Source organism: Flavobacterium sp. ZB4R12, assembly GCF_048276375.1.
In the GTDB taxonomy this organism is placed as follows: Bacteria; Bacteroidota; Bacteroidia; order Flavobacteriales; family Flavobacteriaceae; genus Flavobacterium; species Flavobacterium gawalongense.
In genome coordinates this window covers 40,771-56,786 of sequence record NZ_JBLNKS010000018.1, presented here as the reverse complement: position 1 = coordinate 56,786, position 16,016 = coordinate 40,771, and the positions used below count along the sequence as shown (strand labels likewise).

16 protein-coding genes are annotated in these 16,016 nt (G+C 34.6%); 12 read left to right on the top strand and 4 right to left on the bottom strand.

Features of this window, described 5'->3' with window-relative positions; all coding sequences use genetic code 11:
* Positions 1 to 61 precede the first annotated feature (61 nt).
* From ACNO7W_RS13610 to groL, 12 genes are all read left to right on the top strand, one after another.
* Positions 62 to 1,636 (top strand): FAD-dependent oxidoreductase, encoded by a 1,575-nt coding sequence (locus ACNO7W_RS13610; protein ID WP_417938547.1) that lies wholly within the window; start codon positions 62 to 64, stop codon positions 1,634 to 1,636.
* A 29-nt stretch (positions 1,637 to 1,665) separates the two neighbouring features.
* Complete coding sequence (gene glpK, locus ACNO7W_RS13605; RefSeq protein ID WP_144064866.1) at positions 1,666 to 3,162, top strand: glycerol kinase GlpK; 1,497 nt, start codon at positions 1,666 to 1,668, stop codon at positions 3,160 to 3,162.
* An 18-nt stretch (positions 3,163 to 3,180) separates the two neighbouring features.
* Positions 3,181 to 3,912, top strand: coding sequence for an MIP/aquaporin family protein (locus tag ACNO7W_RS13600; RefSeq protein WP_143386110.1), 732 nt, complete (start codon positions 3,181 to 3,183; stop codon positions 3,910 to 3,912).
* Between the two features lie 326 nt (positions 3,913 to 4,238).
* Positions 4,239 to 5,684, top strand: coding sequence for a tRNA (N6-isopentenyl adenosine(37)-C2)-methylthiotransferase MiaB (gene miaB, locus ACNO7W_RS13595; protein ID WP_417938546.1), 1,446 nt, complete (start codon positions 4,239 to 4,241; stop codon positions 5,682 to 5,684).
* A gap of 119 nt (positions 5,685 to 5,803) precedes the next feature.
* Positions 5,804 to 6,175, top strand: a complete 372-nt coding sequence (locus ACNO7W_RS13590; protein ID WP_314896398.1) for a GxxExxY protein — start codon at positions 5,804 to 5,806, stop codon at positions 6,173 to 6,175.
* Positions 6,176 to 6,202: 27 nt separating this feature from the next.
* Positions 6,203 to 6,349, top strand: coding sequence for a hypothetical protein (locus ACNO7W_RS13585; protein WP_314896397.1), 147 nt, complete (start codon positions 6,203 to 6,205; stop codon positions 6,347 to 6,349).
* Between the two features lie 125 nt (positions 6,350 to 6,474).
* Positions 6,475 to 7,734 carry a sigma-54 interaction domain-containing protein gene (locus ACNO7W_RS13580; RefSeq protein ID WP_143386108.1) on the top strand — a complete coding sequence of 420 codons (1,260 nt, stop codon included), beginning with the start codon at positions 6,475 to 6,477 and terminating at the stop codon, positions 7,732 to 7,734.
* Positions 7,735 to 7,834: 100 nt separating this feature from the next.
* Positions 7,835 to 8,338 carry an LptE family protein gene (locus ACNO7W_RS13575; protein ID WP_143386107.1) on the top strand — a complete coding sequence of 168 codons (504 nt, stop codon included), beginning with the start codon at positions 7,835 to 7,837 and terminating at the stop codon, positions 8,336 to 8,338.
* A gap of 103 nt (positions 8,339 to 8,441) precedes the next feature.
* Complete coding sequence (locus ACNO7W_RS13570; protein ID WP_417938545.1) at positions 8,442 to 9,293, top strand: tetratricopeptide repeat protein; 852 nt, start codon at positions 8,442 to 8,444, stop codon at positions 9,291 to 9,293.
* A 3-nt stretch (positions 9,294 to 9,296) separates the two neighbouring features.
* On the top strand, positions 9,297 to 9,629 hold the full coding sequence (gene secG / locus ACNO7W_RS13565; protein ID WP_314896393.1) for a preprotein translocase subunit SecG: 333 nt from the start codon (positions 9,297 to 9,299) through the stop codon (positions 9,627 to 9,629).
* Positions 9,630 to 9,764: 135 nt separating this feature from the next.
* Entirely contained in the window at positions 9,765 to 10,040 is a 276-nt protein-coding gene (locus ACNO7W_RS13560) for a co-chaperone GroES (RefSeq protein ID WP_035670228.1), read from the top strand.
* A gap of 117 nt (positions 10,041 to 10,157) precedes the next feature.
* Positions 10,158 to 11,786 carry a chaperonin GroEL gene (gene groL / locus ACNO7W_RS13555; protein WP_143386104.1) on the top strand — a complete coding sequence of 543 codons (1,629 nt, stop codon included), beginning with the start codon at positions 10,158 to 10,160 and terminating at the stop codon, positions 11,784 to 11,786.
* 107 nt (positions 11,787 to 11,893) lie between these two features.
* Here groL and ACNO7W_RS13550 read toward each other — a convergent pair whose 3' ends face one another.
* The 4 genes from ACNO7W_RS13550 to ACNO7W_RS13535 form a co-directional block, all read right to left on the bottom strand.
* Entirely contained in the window at positions 11,894 to 12,574 is a 681-nt protein-coding gene (locus ACNO7W_RS13550; protein ID WP_417938544.1) for a DedA family protein, read from the bottom strand.
* Between the two features lie 452 nt (positions 12,575 to 13,026).
* Positions 13,027 to 13,443 carry a heavy-metal-associated domain-containing protein gene (locus ACNO7W_RS13545; RefSeq protein WP_417938543.1) on the bottom strand — a complete coding sequence of 139 codons (417 nt, stop codon included), beginning with the start codon at positions 13,441 to 13,443 and terminating at the stop codon, positions 13,027 to 13,029.
* A 71-nt stretch (positions 13,444 to 13,514) separates the two neighbouring features.
* Entirely contained in the window at positions 13,515 to 15,524 is a 2,010-nt protein-coding gene (locus ACNO7W_RS13540; RefSeq protein WP_417938542.1) for a TonB-dependent receptor plug domain-containing protein, read from the bottom strand.
* A gap of 74 nt (positions 15,525 to 15,598) precedes the next feature.
* Positions 15,599 to 16,012: an HYC_CC_PP family protein gene (locus ACNO7W_RS13535; protein WP_417938541.1), complete on the bottom strand. Its 414-nt coding sequence runs from the start codon at positions 16,010 to 16,012 to the stop codon at positions 15,599 to 15,601.
* Between the last annotated feature and the right edge of the window lie 4 nt (positions 16,013 to 16,016).

Below are 16,016 nucleotides of genomic sequence, written 5' to 3'. Positions count from 1 at the left end.
ATTTCACTAAGTTTGTTTTTCGAAAGTTTTTAAACACAAAAAGCAACATATTAGAAACATAATGAAACGTATAGAACAATTATCAAAACTAAAACAAACACAAGAATGGGATATAATTGTGATTGGCGGAGGAGCTAGCGGACTTGGTACAGCACTGGATGCTGCCAGCAGAGGATACAAAACAATACTGCTCGAATCTGTCGATTTTGCAAAAGGAACCTCTAGTCGCAGCACAAAATTGGTTCACGGAGGCGTACGTTATTTAGAGCAAGGTGATATTTCTTTAGTAAGAGAAGCTTTAAAAGAGAGAGGACTAATGGCTCAAAACGCAGGTCATTTAGTAAAAAACCAATCTTTTATTATTCCTAATTACAATTGGTGGGGAGGCTATTTCTACACTATAGGATTAACGATATATGACTTGCTAGCCGGAAAACTAAGCTTAGGAAGATCAAAATATATTACAAAGAAAAAAACTATCGAATTACTACCTACTGTTGAGACAAAAGACCTCGTAAGTGGCGTTATATATCAAGACGGGCAATTTGACGATTCCCGTTTAGCCATAAACATAGCTCAAACAGCGGTAGAAAATGATGCATGCTTATTGAACTATTCCAAGGTAATTAATCTATTAAAAAATGATACAAACCAAATTATTGGCGTACTGATAGAAGATCAAGAATCAGGAGAACGATATGAAATAAAAGGAAAAGCTATAATTAACGCAACAGGAGTTTTCACTAATGCGATAATGAAACTAAACGATACTGTATATAAAAAATACATAGTTCCAAGCCAAGGAATTCACCTTGTATTTGACAAATCCTTCTTGCCAAGTGATCACGCCTTGATGATTCCAAAGACAAGCGATGGAAGGGTTTTGTTTGCAGTCCCTTGGCACGATAAAATAGTAGTAGGAACGACCGATACTTTAATCAAAAAACACAGTCTAGAACCTATTGCATTAGAATCTGAAATAGAATTTGTTTTAGAAACTGCACAACGATTCTTAGCAAAAAAACCAACTCGGGCAGATGTATTATCTGTTTTTGCAGGATTAAGACCATTGGCCGCCCCCGAAAAAGAAGGAAAAAGCACTAAAGAGGTTTCTAGAAGTCATAAAATAATTGTTTCTGAAACTGGATTAATTACAATAACTGGAGGAAAATGGACCACTTACAGAAAAATTGCCGAGGATATTATAGACAAAGCAATTACAGTACGCCATTTAGAAAAAAAAAAATGTAAAACTGAACATATTGCAATTCACGGAAACAAAAAAACAAATACTTTAGACCGAGAAAATCATTTATACATATATGGAACCGACATTCCTCAAATAATTGAATTACAAAATACAGAACCTGAATTAAGCGAAAAATTGCATCCAAATTACAACTACACTATGGCAGAAGTAGCATGGGCAATACGTCATGAAATGGCACGAACAGTAGACGATGTTTTAGCCAGAAGAGTACGTTTGTTATTTTTAGATGCACGCGCCGCTATTGCTTCATGCGAAAAAGTAGCACAATTATTAGCAAAAGAACTAGATCATGACGAGATTTGGATTCAAAACCAGATATTAGAATTCAAAACTATTGCCAAAGGATTTCTTTTGAAAGAGCTATAAAAACCAATCAAAATCTATAAATATTAACCATGCAAAACAAATTAATTTTAGCGCTAGATCAAGGAACAACTTCTTCCAGAGCTATCGTCTTTAACCATGACGGAGAAATCGTTAACATATCTCAAAAACCATTCGAACAAATATTTCCCAAACCAGGATGGGTAGAACATGATCCAAATGAAATATGGTCTTCGCAAATTAGTGTCGCCGCAGAAGTAATTGCTAAAGCAGGAATCTCCGGTAAAGAAATTGCAGCAATTGGCATCACCAATCAACGAGAAACAACAATAGTCTGGGACAGAGAAACTAGTGAACCCATTTATAATGCAATTGTTTGGCAAGACCGTAGAACAGCAAAATATTGTGATGAATTAAAAGCGCAAGGTCATGCAGAAATGATCCAAAAAAAGACAGGACTGGTTTTAGATGCTTACTTTTCCGGAACTAAAGTAAAATGGATTTTAGACAATGTAGCAGGAGCCCGTGAAAAAGCAGAACAAGGAAAACTGTGTTTTGGAACCGTAGATACTTGGCTAATATGGAAACTTACAAGAGGGGCAATGTTCATGACAGATGTTTCAAATGCCAGTAGAACTTTATTACTAAACATTCATACTTTAGAATGGGATAATGAATTATTAGAATTGTTTAATATACCAAGAGCCATGTTGCCTAAAGTAAAAGAAAGCAGTGAAAGATACGGAGAAACCTGCACAACACTATTTGCTACAAAAATCCCAATCTCAGGTGTCGCAGGAGACCAACAAGCAGCGCTTTTTGGACAACTATGCACTGAACCCGGAATGGTAAAAAACACCTATGGTACCGGCTGTTTTATGTTGATGAATACAGGAGAGAAACCCGTTTATTCTACTCATAATTTATTAACGACGGTTGCTTGGAAAATAAATGGAAAAACAACTTATGCTCTAGAAGGCAGTGTTTTCGTAGGTGGTGCAGCAGTACAATGGCTTCGAGACGGTGCGAAAATGATAGATTCTGCCGAAGAAATAGAAACTTTAGCGGCAAGCGTACCAGACAATGGAGGTATTTATTTTGTCCCTGCGCTAACAGGTTTAGGAGCGCCTTATTGGGATCAATACGCAAGAGGTGCTATTGTGGGTATTACCAGAGGAACAACAAATGCACATATTGCTCGTGCCACTCTGGAAGGAATTGCCTATCAAGTGTATGATTTAGTCAAAGCTATGGAAGCTGATTTTGGAAAAAAGGGAAAAGAATTAAGAGTTGATGGCGGTGCAGTAGCAAATAATTTATTGATGCAATTTCAATCAGACTTGTTTGACTTTAAAGTAATCAGACCAAAAACATTAGAAACAACAGCTTTAGGAGCGGCATACTTAGCCGGATTAGCTATAGGATATTGGAAAAGTGTAGATGATTTACAGGAACAATGGTCTGTAGATCGCATATTTTCACCCGAAATGCCAAAAACTGAAGTAGAAAAATTAGTAAAAAACTGGGATAGAGCTGTTGGTCGAGCAGTTAACTGGATTGAAGATTAATCTCTAAAACTATATATTATGACTCCATTTATAGCAGAAATCATTGGTACCATGCTAATGATTTTATTAGGCAACGGCGTTGTTGCTAACGTAGTACTCAAAGAAACCAAAGGAAACAATTCAGGATGGATCGTAATTACTGCTGGCTGGGCATTTGCAGTTTTTGTCGGTGTTACTGTTGCTGGTCCAGTAAGTGGCGCCCATTTAAACCCAATCGTAACACTCGGCTTGGCTCTTACCGGGAAGTTCGGATGGAATCAAGTTCCAATTTATATTATGGCGCAAATAATTGGCGCTATGTTAGGTGCTTTTTTCGTTTGGCTTTCTCATAAAGACCATTTTGCAGCAACTGATGACGAAGGCAAAAAACTAGCTTGTTTTTCTACAGGACCTGCTATTAGAAATACTTTTTCAAATCTGATCAGTGAAATTATTGCAACTTTCGTCTTGATTTTTGTAATTTTCTACATCTCAGGCCCCGAAATAATCCTACATTCAGATAGTACCGCAAAAATTGGTCTTGGCACAGTAGGCGCCTTACCAGTAGCCATTTTAGTATGGGCAATTGGTCTTTCTCTAGGCGGTACAACTGGCTACGCAATAAATCCTGCGAGAGATTTGGGCCCCAGAATTATGCATGCGCTCTTACCCATTAAAGGAAATAGTGACTGGGGTTACGCTTGGATTCCAATTATAGGGCCTATAATAGGATCCAGTTTAGCGGCGGCCTTATATATGCTTTTGTTCTAAAATAATAAAACACAACATCAAAATATATCATATTTAACAGTTTCAATCCGTATTTCTGGATCCAGATAAATTAATACTATTGATTTTATTAAAGCAAATCATTTATCAAAGAAACTGCAATTAGTAAGACCACTAAAGGAGATGTTATTAAAATCTCCTTTTATAAAAAAATTTAATTTGTTTGTTTTTACTTAAAACTTTCTTTTAGTCATAAAAGAAAGTTTTTTTTATTTAGGGTTATAAATCCAAAAACATTGTTAATTCTTCGTCTGACATCTTGTCATATTTATTTGAATTGCGTTATCTTTGTGCTTTGAAATTACATGATGGAAAAGATTATTGAAGAAAGCAAACAAGGCGAAAGTCTTGTTTTAGAAAATAAACCTGAGAATACTAAAAAACTCTTTATAGAAAGTTATGGTTGTGCAATGAACTTTTCGGACAGCGAAATCGTGGCTTCTATTTTATCCGGAAACGGATACAATACAACACAAGTTCTGGAAGAAGCCGATTTAGTTTTGGTCAATACCTGTTCTATTCGGGACAAAGCAGAACAAACTATTCGCAAGCGTTTGGAGAAATACAATGCCGTGAAACGCATCAATCCGAAAATGAAAGTGGGTGTTTTGGGCTGCATGGCCGAACGTTTGAAAAGTCAGTTTTTGGAAGAAGAAAAAATTGTAGACCTAGTTGTGGGTCCTGATGCTTATAAGGATTTGCCGAACCTTTTACAAGAAGTGGAAGAAGGCCGTGATGCGATTAATGTGATTTTGTCGAAAGACGAAACCTATGGCGATATTTCACCGGTGCGATTGATGAGTAACGGAATTACTGCTTTGGTTTCTATCACCCGTGGTTGCGATAATATGTGTACGTTTTGCGTGGTCCCTTTTACACGCGGACGTGAGCGCAGCCGCGAACCACAAAGTATCATGAAAGAAATTCAGGATTTGTGGGACAAAGGCTTTAAGGAAATTACGCTTTTGGGACAAAATGTGGATAGTTATTTATGGTACGGAGGCGGATTGAAAAAAGATTTCGAAAACGCTACCGAAATGCAAAAAGCAACGGCAGTAGATTTTGACCAATTACTAGAAATGGTGGCAGTTGGTTTTCCTAAAATGCGTATCCGATTTTCGACTTCTAATCCGCAAGATATGCATGAAAGCATTTTGCATGTTATTGCAAAACATTCTAATATTTGCAAACACATTCACTTACCGGTTCAGTCAGGAAGCAATAGAATCTTGAAGGAAATGAACCGTTTGCACACGCGTGAAGAATACATGACTTTGATTGATAAAATCAGAACTATTATTCCGAACGGCTCCATTTCGCAAGATATGATTGCTGGTTTTCCAACAGAAACTGAACAAGATCATCAAGACACAATGAGCTTAATGGAATATGTGAAGTATAATTTTGGTTATATGTATTCGTATTCCGAACGTCCGGGAACTTTGGCGGGAAGAAAAATGGAAGATGATGTAACCGAAGAAACAAAAGCAAGAAGATTACAGGAAATTGTTGATTTACAACAAAAACACGCTTGGTTGCGCAGTGAAGAATTCATTGGTCAAACCGTGGAAGTTTTAGTGGAGAAAGTATCCAAAAAATCGACCGAAGAATTTTCCGGAAGAAATTCGCAAAGTATTACTGTGGTTTTCCCAAAAGGAAATTATAATATAGGGGATTTTGTGAATGTGAGAATTTTGAGCTGTACCAGTGGAACTTTGAAAGGAGAAGCAGTTGGTTTAAGCGAAATGAATTAAAAAAGTTAGCCACGAATTTCACGAATTAGGCACGAATTTCTTCAATTTTAAAAATGAATTTCTTTAAAAATTTAATTAGTGGGAATTCGTGTAATTCGTGGCTAAAAAAATTGAAAAATATGGATTTATATAAAAAAGAGGAATACTATAAAATCGTAGGATTGTGTATGGAAGTACATAACGTTTTAGGAGGAGGGTTATCCGAAATTATATATAAAGATGCATTAGAAATAGAATTCAAGAACAATAATATCCCTTACGAAAGAGAAAAACCTTATTCGATAAGCTATAAAGGACATAATATAGCACATAAATATTTCGCAGATTTCGTTGTTTATGATGAGATTATTTTTGAAGTAAAGGCAATAAAAGAAATTATAACCGACAACGTTACCCAAACTTTGAATTACATGAAATTAGCTGATAGTCAAGTCGGAATAATTGCAAATTTTAATATTAAAACGCTACAGCATAAAAGAATTGTTATTTGAAATTAAAGAAAATTTAAAACTAGAAAAATGTCAAGAAAAAATATAATAATTGGTTTAGTTACTTTTATAATTGGATTTTGTGTTACATTCTACACCATTAGAACTTATTTCCCAAAACATAAAGTTGAAAAAACAGTTCCTTTAAAAGACACACTTACAAAACCAAAGCAATAGGTTATTACGAATAGAATACAATTATTTAAACGTAAATTAGTTTTAATAATTCGGAAATCCGATAACTATCGGGAGTGGTTAAAAAATAATATTAATGAGATTGCTTCGTGCCTCGCAATGACAATATGGAAACAGTTCAAGCTATAAAACAACGATTTGAGATTATTGGGAATGACCCAAAGCTCAATCGTGCGATAGAAAAAGCCATTCAGGTTGCTCCTACTGATATTTCGGTGCTGGTAGCGGGAGAAAGTGGTGTTGGGAAAGAGAATATTCCCAGAATCATTCATTCACTTTCGCATAGAAAACACGGAAAATATATTGCCGTAAACTGTGGTGCTATTCCTGAAGGAACGATTGACAGTGAACTTTTTGGACATGAAAAAGGAGCTTTTACGGGTGCAACAAACACACGTGAAGGATATTTTGAAGTGGCTGATGGCGGAACTATTTTCCTTGATGAAGTTGGCGAATTGCCTTTGACTACTCAAGTGCGATTGCTTCGTGTTTTAGAAAATGGCGAATTCATAAAAGTTGGTTCCTCACAAGTACAAAAAACCGATGTTCGTATCGTTGCAGCTACCAATGTAAATTTGTTTAATGCTATCGAGAAAGGAAAATTCCGAGAAGATTTATATTATCGTTTGAGTACGGTAGATATTAATTTACCTCCATTGCGAGAACGAAAAGAAGATATTCATTTGTTATTCAGAAAATTCGCCTCTGATTTTGCGCATAAATATAAAATGCCACCATTGAAATTAGACGAAAGTGCCGTTGCTGTTTTGCAAAAATTTCGTTGGAGCGGTAATATCCGTCAATTGAGGAACGTAGCAGAACAAATTTCGGTTTTGGAAACGAACCGTGAAATTTCGGCAGCGACTTTACAATCCTATTTACCTGCTGAAGGTACCAATTTACCATCGGTGATTAAAGACAAGAAAGGCGAAGGTGATTTTAATACCGAAAGAGAAATTTTGTACAAAGTGCTCTTTGATATGAAAAGTGATTTGCATGACTTGAAGAAACTTACTTTAGAATTAATGCAAAGTGGTAGTTCTAAAGTGCAAGAAACAAATCAAAATTTGATCAAAAAAATATATGGTTCCCAAGAAAATGACAGTGAAATAGATTTTGAAGAAGAACCAAGAACAGCTTTGATTACAACTCAAAATAAAGAAGAGCGTTATCAGGAGAATGACGATAGCTACCTATTTGCAGAAACAATCGAAGAGGAAGAGGAAATTTTGAGATTAGAACAAAAAGAAATTGAAATGATTAAAAAATCATTGGAAAAAAATAAAGGAAAACGAAAAGCAGCTGCAGATGAATTAGGGATTTCCGAAAGAACTTTATATCGAAAAATTAAACAATTTGATTTGTAGTTTTTGCCACAAAGACGCAAAGACGCAAATGGTTTGATTGAAAATGAATATCTTTAACCCGAGCGTTAGCGAACTGGCGAAGCAATTTTTAAAATAGAAAATGAAACACATTAAACTTATTCTTCTTTCAATAATTATATTGAGTATTAATAGTTGCTCGGTTTACAACTTTACAGGAACAGGGAAAATTGATGCAAAAACCTTTCAGGTGAATTTTTTTCAAAATAATGCAGAATTGATTGAACCTGGAATTGACAGGACTTTTACGCTGGCACTACAAGACATTATTCAGAATCAAACCAATTTAAATTTAGTAAAAAGCGGTGCTGATTTAACTTACGAAGGAGAGATTGTAGATTACAGAATAAGCCCTATGACCGCAACCGCCGATCAGCAAGCTTCTCAAAACAGACTGAAAATAAGAGTAAATGTTCGGTTTACCAATAAAAATAAAGAAACAGATGATTTTGAAAAACAATTCGAGTTTTATTATGATTATCCGGCTGAGCAACAACTTGTAGGTTCTACTTTGAATAGCGCATTGAAAGAAATCTTCGAAAGAATAACCCAAGATATCTTTAATGAATCTCTTGCTAAATGGTAAATGAAGGAGTATTCAGTTGGCAGTTTTTAGTATTCAGTTAGCTGCACTAAAAATTGAACACTGATTACTGAACACTGATTACTGAACATTGAACACTCAAAAAATGAACGTAACCGATTATACTTATTTAATAAACAGACCAGATGCTATCAATGAGAAGCAAACGGAAGCATTGGAAAATGTGTTGGATGAATTTCCATATTTTCAAAGCGCCCGAGCTTTACGTTTAAAAGGACTTTATAACCAAAATAGTTTTAAGTATAATTTTGCTTTAAAAGTCACTGCCGCACATACAACCGACAGAACGGTATTGTTTGATTTTATTACTTCGGATACTTTTACTGCGATTCAAAAAGATTTATACGATAAAAAAATAGTAGAGCTTCTTGACATTACTGTAGTTGATAGTGAAATAATTATTCAGGAAGAAAAACTGGAGCACAAGATAAATACTCTGGAACAATCGATTCTTACTTCTATAAAGGAAGCTTTGCCTTTAGAATCTAATGAAAATTCGAAAACTCCAGAAGAGAAATTAGCTATTGGAACTCCTTTGGATTTTTCCATAAGCGAAAAACATTCCTTCCAAGAATGGCTTCAATTATCAAGAACGCAACCAATAGAAAGAAATACAGATAGTATAGATACTTCTAAAACCCAGCCAATAGATGACGACAAAAAGAAAAAAGCAGCGTTAATCGATAAATTCATAGAAACCAGCCCGAAGATTTCACCTGTAAAACATGGTGTACCATCAACCGTTACTTTTGACCTTAATAAAGATGACAATTCCTACTTGATGACAGAGACTTTGGCAAGAGTCTATTTGGAACAAAAAAAATATCAAAAAGCGATTCAAGCTTATGAAATATTAATTTTGAAATATCCAGAAAAAAGTAGTTTCTTTGCAGACCGCATAGCGGATATTAAGATTTTACAACAAAACAATAATTAAACAATGAGCACATTTTCAATTTTTTTAGTTTTAATAACAATAGTTTGTTTCCTATTAATCGTAGTAATAATGGTTCAAAACCCTAAAGGTGGTGGATTATCTTCTGCTATAGGTGGTTCTCAAATGCTAGGTGGTGTACAAAAAACAACAGATTTTTTAGACAAAAGCACTTGGACACTAGCCACTATTTTAATTGCACTTATACTCCTTTCAAGTTTAAGCTTTACTGGAGCATTAAGTGATACTGATTCTAAAATTATTGAACAAACAGAAACTACAGCTGCACCAGCATCTCCAGTTCAAAATACACCTGCTGCAACAAATCCAGCAAAATAAAATAACATTGCTTATTCTGAATGCCAGCCTGTCAAAGCTGGCATTTTTTATAAGAAAATATGTCAGTTTTAATAGGATGGCATAATTTCTGAAATCCTAAATGCAATCATAAAAATAACAAAAAAACATAAAATCATGGCTTTAAACATTAAACCACTTTCGGACAGAGTTCTTATCGAACCAGTTGCAGCTGAAACTAAAACTGCGTCAGGGATTTTTATTCCAGATACAGCTAAAGAGAAACCACAAAAAGGAACTGTAGTTGCAGTTGGAAACGGAACAAAAGACCACACAATGACTGTGAAAATTGGAGATTCTGTTCTTTACGGAAAATATGCCGGAACTGAATTGAAACTAGAAGGAAAAGATTATTTGATCATGCGTGAAGACGATATTTTAGCAATTATCTAAAATCCCCCCCGACCTCCCCGAAGGGGAGGAGACGAAATAAACTAATAAAATATTTAATAATATTTCATCTTGGCTCCCTCTCCTTTGAGAGGGCTGGGGTGAGGAAAATAAAAAAAAATGGCAAAAGATATAAAATTTGATATTGAAGCACGTGACGGATTAAAACGTGGTGTAGATGCATTGGCAAATGCAGTAAAAGTAACTCTTGGACCAAAAGGTCGTAATGTAATTATTGGAAAAGCTTTTGGTGGACCAAATGTTACAAAAGATGGTGTTACCGTTGCAAAAGAAATTGAATTGAAAGATCCATTAGAAAATATGGGTGCTCAGATGGTTAAAGAAGTGGCGTCTAAAACTAATGATTTAGCTGGAGACGGAACTACAACTGCTACAGTTTTGGCACAAGCTATCGTAAAAGAAGGTTTGAAAAACGTTGCTGCAGGAGCGAATCCTATGGATTTGAAACGTGGTATTGACAAAGCAGTTGAAGCTATTGTAGCTGACTTGGCTAAACAAGCAAAAGTAGTAGGAAGTGATTCTGAAAAAATAAAACAAATTGCTTCAATTTCTGCTAATAATGACGAAGTAATTGGTGAGTTAATCGCTACTGCTTTCGCAAAAGTAGGAAAAGAAGGTGTTATCACTGTTGAAGAGGCTAAAGGAACAGATACTTACGTTGATGTTGTTGAAGGTATGCAATTTGACAGAGGATATCTTTCTCCTTATTTTGTTACCAATTCAGAAAAAATGGAAGTAGAATTGGAGAATCCTTACATCCTTTTATATGACAAAAAAGTTTCTTCATTAAAAGAATTATTACCAGTTCTTGAGCCAGTTGCTCAATCTGGAAAACCATTATTGATTATTGCGGAAGATGTTGATGGTGAAGCATTATCTACATTGGTTGTAAATAAATTACGTGGAGCTTTGAAAATTGCTGCTGTAAAAGCACCTGGTTTTGGCGACAGAAGAAAAGCAATGCTTGAAGATATTGCTATCTTAACTGGCGGAACAGTAATTTCAGAAGAAAGAGGTTATACTTTAGAAAACACAACTATCGAAATGTTAGGAACTGCTAAAAAAGTGACTATCGATAAAGACAATACTACAATTGTAAGTGGTGCTGGCGAAGCTGACATGATCAAAAATCGCGTAAACCAAATAAAAGGTCAAATGGAAGCTACAACTTCTGATTATGACAAAGAAAAACTACAAGAACGTTTGGCTAAATTAGCTGGTGGAGTTGCTGTACTTTATGTTGGTGCTGCTTCTGAAGTAGAAATGAAAGAGAAAAAAGACAGAGTTGATGATGCGCTTCACGCAACTCGTGCTGCTGTTGAAGAAGGAATTGTTGCCGGTGGTGGTGTTGCCTTATTAAGAGCTAAAAATGTTTTAAGCACTATTAAAGCGGACAATGCTGATGAAGCAACAGGAATTCAAATTGTATCTCGTGCCGTGGAGTCTCCTTTGAGAACTATTGTTGAAAATGCAGGACTTGAAGGTTCAGTTGTTGTTGCAAAAGTAGCCGAAGGTTCGGGTGATTTTGGTTACAATGCAAAAACTGACGAATATGTTGATATGCTCAAAGCAGGTATTATCGATCCTAAAAAAGTAACGCGTGTGGCATTAGAAAATGCAGCTTCGGTTGCAGGAATGATATTAACAACCGAATGTGCTTTGATTGATATTAAAGAAGATCATGCAGGTGGAAACCCAATGGGTGGCGGTATGCCAGGAATGATGTAATTCATTCTCTTTTTAAAATAAAAAACTCCGTTTCGTTAAATCGAAACGGAGTTTTTTATTTACTTGTCTTGTCAACTTTTTCAGGACAGGGCAACTAAAATTAATTTTTATTTTATATGCACCCTTTTTTTCAAAAGCTTGAATAAAACGGGAACCGTGGTAATAAGAACAATTATTACTATAATATATTCGATATGCTCTTTCAAATCAATTCCAAAATTTTCCAAAAAGACACCATACAAATAATGACCGGAAAAAATTAAAATAAAAGCCCATAAAAAAGAACTTAAAATATTGAAGAACATAAATTTGCTTTTATCCATAGATACTATTCCAGCCACAATTGGCGCAAAAGTTCTGAAAATTGGTAAAAAACGAGCAAATATTATGGCTTTCCCACCATACTTTTCAAAGAAATCTTTTGACTGCAACAGGTATTTTTTCTTGAACCAAAAAGTATCTTCTTTTTTAAATAAATAATACCCGCTTTTTGCTCCAAACCAATACCCTACCATGTTCCCAAAAATTCCTGCAACAGCAACCATTAGTGACAATAAAGTAACATTTATAAATTCACTTTCTATAGACACCATATTTTGAACCAAATCTTTACTGTAAATTCCTGCAAGGAAAAGCAAACTGTCACCTGGAAGGAAAAAACCTGCAAAAAGCCCAGTTTCAGCAAAAACAATAAATAAAACTATGTATAAACCTATCTGAACTCCTGCTATTTTTAAGGTAATATAAAACTCTGGATCGAGTAATTGTGTCCATTCGAAATTATTCATAAATCAATTTGTAATTTAATATATTCGTGCGTGAAAGTAAGAATAAATTACCTTAACCACAATTTATTGCGGTATTTTAAAGTTTAATTAACTCTTTAAAAATATAATGATCTCGATTGGAAATGCTTTCATGCAACACTGTTTTTTTCAATAAAAGTGTGTTTTTATTTGGTGTTTTCATTTGGCATAAATGAAGATTTTTCTTTAGCGAAAGAAAAAATTAAACCCAATCTATTTAAAAAGCCCAAAATTTTCACGAGGGCACTGAAAAAGTATCTCTTTTTAGTAATTAGACATTTTAAGGCGATTAAGGAAAATTCGAGTTTTGCTTAAGTACTTCATTTTCAGGATAAAAAAAAAGAGTAGAAAATCTTATTTTTCTACTCTTTTAATGAAATCTAATTCTTTAAGGACTTTTTCAGTGCCCTCATTTTCACTTTGGGCTTTTTAAATTACAGTCGTTCATATTTACAACAACTATGGAGGTTGTCATAATCCTCTTTTGTCGCTTTGATCCCATCTGTGTCATGCCCTATTTTTGCAATGGCTTTTTTCACATCTGGCAGAGTGCCTTTTTCTTCATTTAAAATCAAACTCAATTGATGTGTCTCAATACTCCAATTTGCTGATTTAACTCCGGAAACTGAAAATGCCGCTTTTTGAATTCGTTTCTGACATTGTTCACAATTGCCATTTACTTCAGTCGTATAACGTGCATTTTTATTCTTTTTTTGCTTTGCCTGTTCGCTAATGCTCGAATCTTGGGCTTGAGCCGAGAATCCTGCAAAAGTTACTAATAATACTAAAATTATATTATTACTCACAATTTTAAGATTATTTTTTTGGTGTTCGTGAATCTTTGATTTCATATTTTCTGTTTTTTATTGTTATCGCTTTTTGATTTTTTCATTGATAGTACGATTGATTTTTACCACTGAAATTATTTTATTTTGAATCGAAACCCCGCATAATACATTTGCCCAAAAACCGGTGCATATGCAATTGAAGTGTCAAAAGTGGAGCCAAAAGGATTATCAGAACCAAGAATAGCTTTTTCCTGAGTATAATTTCCAATGTTCTCACCACCTACATACATTTCAAAAATAGAAGAAAAAGTTCTTGTAATTTGTGCATTCATCAAAGAATACGATGGTGAAAATTCCGGTAGTCTATCATTTATTGGATTTGAAGCCGTATTAGGCAATTGTTGTTCACCAACCCAATTGAAAGTATAATCAAATTTCCATTGCTTTCCTTTCTCCCCTATGTGGGTTTCATATTCTAAATTTCCAAAAAACCGATGTTTAGCCTGTAATGGCTTTTGGTAATTCCCCGAAATATAATCGGTTCTTACATCATAGAATTTATACGCTGAGCGCAAATTAAAATGGTTTAAAATTTCATAATTAAACTCTAATTGCAAGCTATTGGCAACTGACTTTCCGTTCAAATTATAAAACAAAACTTGTTGGGGACTTTGCAATACATCGACAATAACCTGATTTTGAAAATCAGTTCTGTAAAGATCAAACCCAATATCGGCATTTTTGCCAAAGAGCAAAAACTTTTGCGCAAAGCTTAAACCATAATTCCATGCAATTTCGGGATTCAATCCATAAATTTTTCCATCATTATCCAAAACATCAAATGTTCTGGAACTTGCAAAAAGCTGTTGGTTCTCGGCAAAAATATTCGCACTTCGCTTTCCTCTTCCTGCTGAAAATCGCAGAACACCTTTTTCCCAAGGATTGTATCGCAGATGTAATCGTGGCGTAATGAATGTCCCTAATCGGTTGTGATTATCAATCCTTCCTCCCAAAATAATACTAAAATCGTCCTCATTATCGTAAGTATATTCGAAAAAAGCACCTACAGAATTATCAGTTCTACCGTAATCATTTACATTGACAAATTCTTGGTATTTATCGTATGTGAAATTCAAACCCGCAGCAAATTTATTCATCGTGTTGTTAATAATCGAATTAAAAATCAAGTTCGAATAATAACTGCTTTGTTTGATATTGTATTGGTTTAAACCGAAATACGAATGTTGATTGTGACTGTTAAAAGCATTTTGAAATCCAATACTTTGATACGGCATTTCCGGAAAAACGTAGCCGACTTTTGTAGAGACGTCCAATCGTTCTGTATTGATTTCAGAACCCCAATAATTTGTAGTTCCTCTATCTTTGTCCGGATCAAAGTCCAATTCTCCAGTCTGTTTTTTATCATTCATATATCTGAAATTGATAAAACTCACCCAACCTTTTTCGGCGTCGTAATATTGGTATCTATTGAGAATATTAATTTGTTTTGCCAATGGATTATCCAAAAAGCCATCGTTATTCATATCGTTCTTAGCAACTCTTGTATTACCATGAAGAAACAGACTACTGCTCCATTTATCGGATATTTTTTTATTAAAATGCGTATTCAATTCAAAACGAGAATCTGTCGAACCATACACATTTAGGAAAAACGGAATGTCATTGATGGGTTTCAATAATTCAGTATTGATTTGTCCTGAAATACTTTCGTAACCATTCACCACGCTTCCTGCTCCTTTAGTGATTTGGATGCTTTCGACCCAGGTTCCAGGTGTAAATGACAATCCGTACGCTTGAGAAGCGCCACGGACTGATGGAATATTTTCTTCGGTAATCATCAAGTACGGGCTTGTCAATCCCAGCATTTTGATTTGTTTTGTTCCTGTCAAAGCATCTGAAAAACTCACATCAATCGATGGATTCGTTTCAAAACTTTCGGCTAAATTACAACACGCGGCTTTAAGTAATTCTTTACTCGTTATGAGTGTCGTATTACCGGTTACCGTAAATGATTTTTGAATTCCTTTTTGCTTTTTGACAATTTTGACCTCTTCCAGTTTTTCTTGAGAAAAAACGGGAATCGAAAGCAAAATCATAACAATAAGCGTTATTATTTTTTGCATAGCAAGGATTTTAATGTTTATAAGATTTATTTCAAACCACAAAAAGAGGTTTGACTTTTAAAAAACATTAAAAATCAGGCGTAGAAAATGTATTGATTGTACAGTTTAAAAAGTGGTCGCGCATGAACATCGCAATAAAAAGAGGTGTTTTCAAAACTTTTGAAATTTGGTCTTGGACAAAACACAATTGGGTTCCATTCTTCGATTAAAAAAGTAAAATCCGCATTTAAAGAAAATGCTTTTGTAATTAAATTATCTGATTTTTTTTGAAAATGAACTACTTTATTCTTGCAACAACTCTCTTTTTTTGCAACTTTTTTTTCGCAACACCCTTTTTCAACTGAATTAGGAGCTTCTCCAGATTTCCAATAAGATGGTTGGATGGAGGCTACTTTGTCTCCACAATAATGCACATCAAATGCGAATCCCACATTGGAAACCAACAGGAAAAATGCGAGAAAAAAACTGATGTGCTTTTTGAATTTCATTTTG

Coding starts and splice junctions, on each gene's coding strand:
- ACNO7W_RS13610 (WP_417938547.1), top strand. CDS start 62: ATGAAACGTATAGAACAATTATCAAAACTAAAACAAACACAAGAATGG.
- glpK (WP_144064866.1), top strand. CDS start 1,666: ATGCAAAACAAATTAATTTTAGCGCTAGATCAAGGAACAACTTCTTCC.
- ACNO7W_RS13600 (WP_143386110.1), top strand. CDS start 3,181: ATGACTCCATTTATAGCAGAAATCATTGGTACCATGCTAATGATTTTA.
- miaB (WP_417938546.1), top strand. CDS start 4,239: ATGGAAAAGATTATTGAAGAAAGCAAACAAGGCGAAAGTCTTGTTTTA.
- ACNO7W_RS13590 (WP_314896398.1), top strand. CDS start 5,804: ATGGATTTATATAAAAAAGAGGAATACTATAAAATCGTAGGATTGTGT.
- ACNO7W_RS13585 (WP_314896397.1), top strand. CDS start 6,203: ATGTCAAGAAAAAATATAATAATTGGTTTAGTTACTTTTATAATTGGA.
- ACNO7W_RS13580 (WP_143386108.1), top strand. CDS start 6,475: ATGGAAACAGTTCAAGCTATAAAACAACGATTTGAGATTATTGGGAAT.
- ACNO7W_RS13575 (WP_143386107.1), top strand. CDS start 7,835: ATGAAACACATTAAACTTATTCTTCTTTCAATAATTATATTGAGTATT.
- ACNO7W_RS13570 (WP_417938545.1), top strand. CDS start 8,442: ATGAACGTAACCGATTATACTTATTTAATAAACAGACCAGATGCTATC.
- secG (WP_314896393.1), top strand. CDS start 9,297: ATGAGCACATTTTCAATTTTTTTAGTTTTAATAACAATAGTTTGTTTC.
- ACNO7W_RS13560 (WP_035670228.1), top strand. CDS start 9,765: ATGGCTTTAAACATTAAACCACTTTCGGACAGAGTTCTTATCGAACCA.
- groL (WP_143386104.1), top strand. CDS start 10,158: ATGGCAAAAGATATAAAATTTGATATTGAAGCACGTGACGGATTAAAA.
- ACNO7W_RS13550 (WP_417938544.1), bottom strand. CDS start 12,574: ATGAATAATTTCGAATGGACACAATTACTCGATCCAGAGTTTTATATT.
- ACNO7W_RS13545 (WP_417938543.1), bottom strand. CDS start 13,443: ATGAAATCAAAGATTCACGAACACCAAAAAAATAATCTTAAAATTGTG.
- ACNO7W_RS13540 (WP_417938542.1), bottom strand. CDS start 15,524: ATGCAAAAAATAATAACGCTTATTGTTATGATTTTGCTTTCGATTCCC.
- ACNO7W_RS13535 (WP_417938541.1), bottom strand. CDS start 16,012: ATGAAATTCAAAAAGCACATCAGTTTTTTTCTCGCATTTTTCCTGTTG.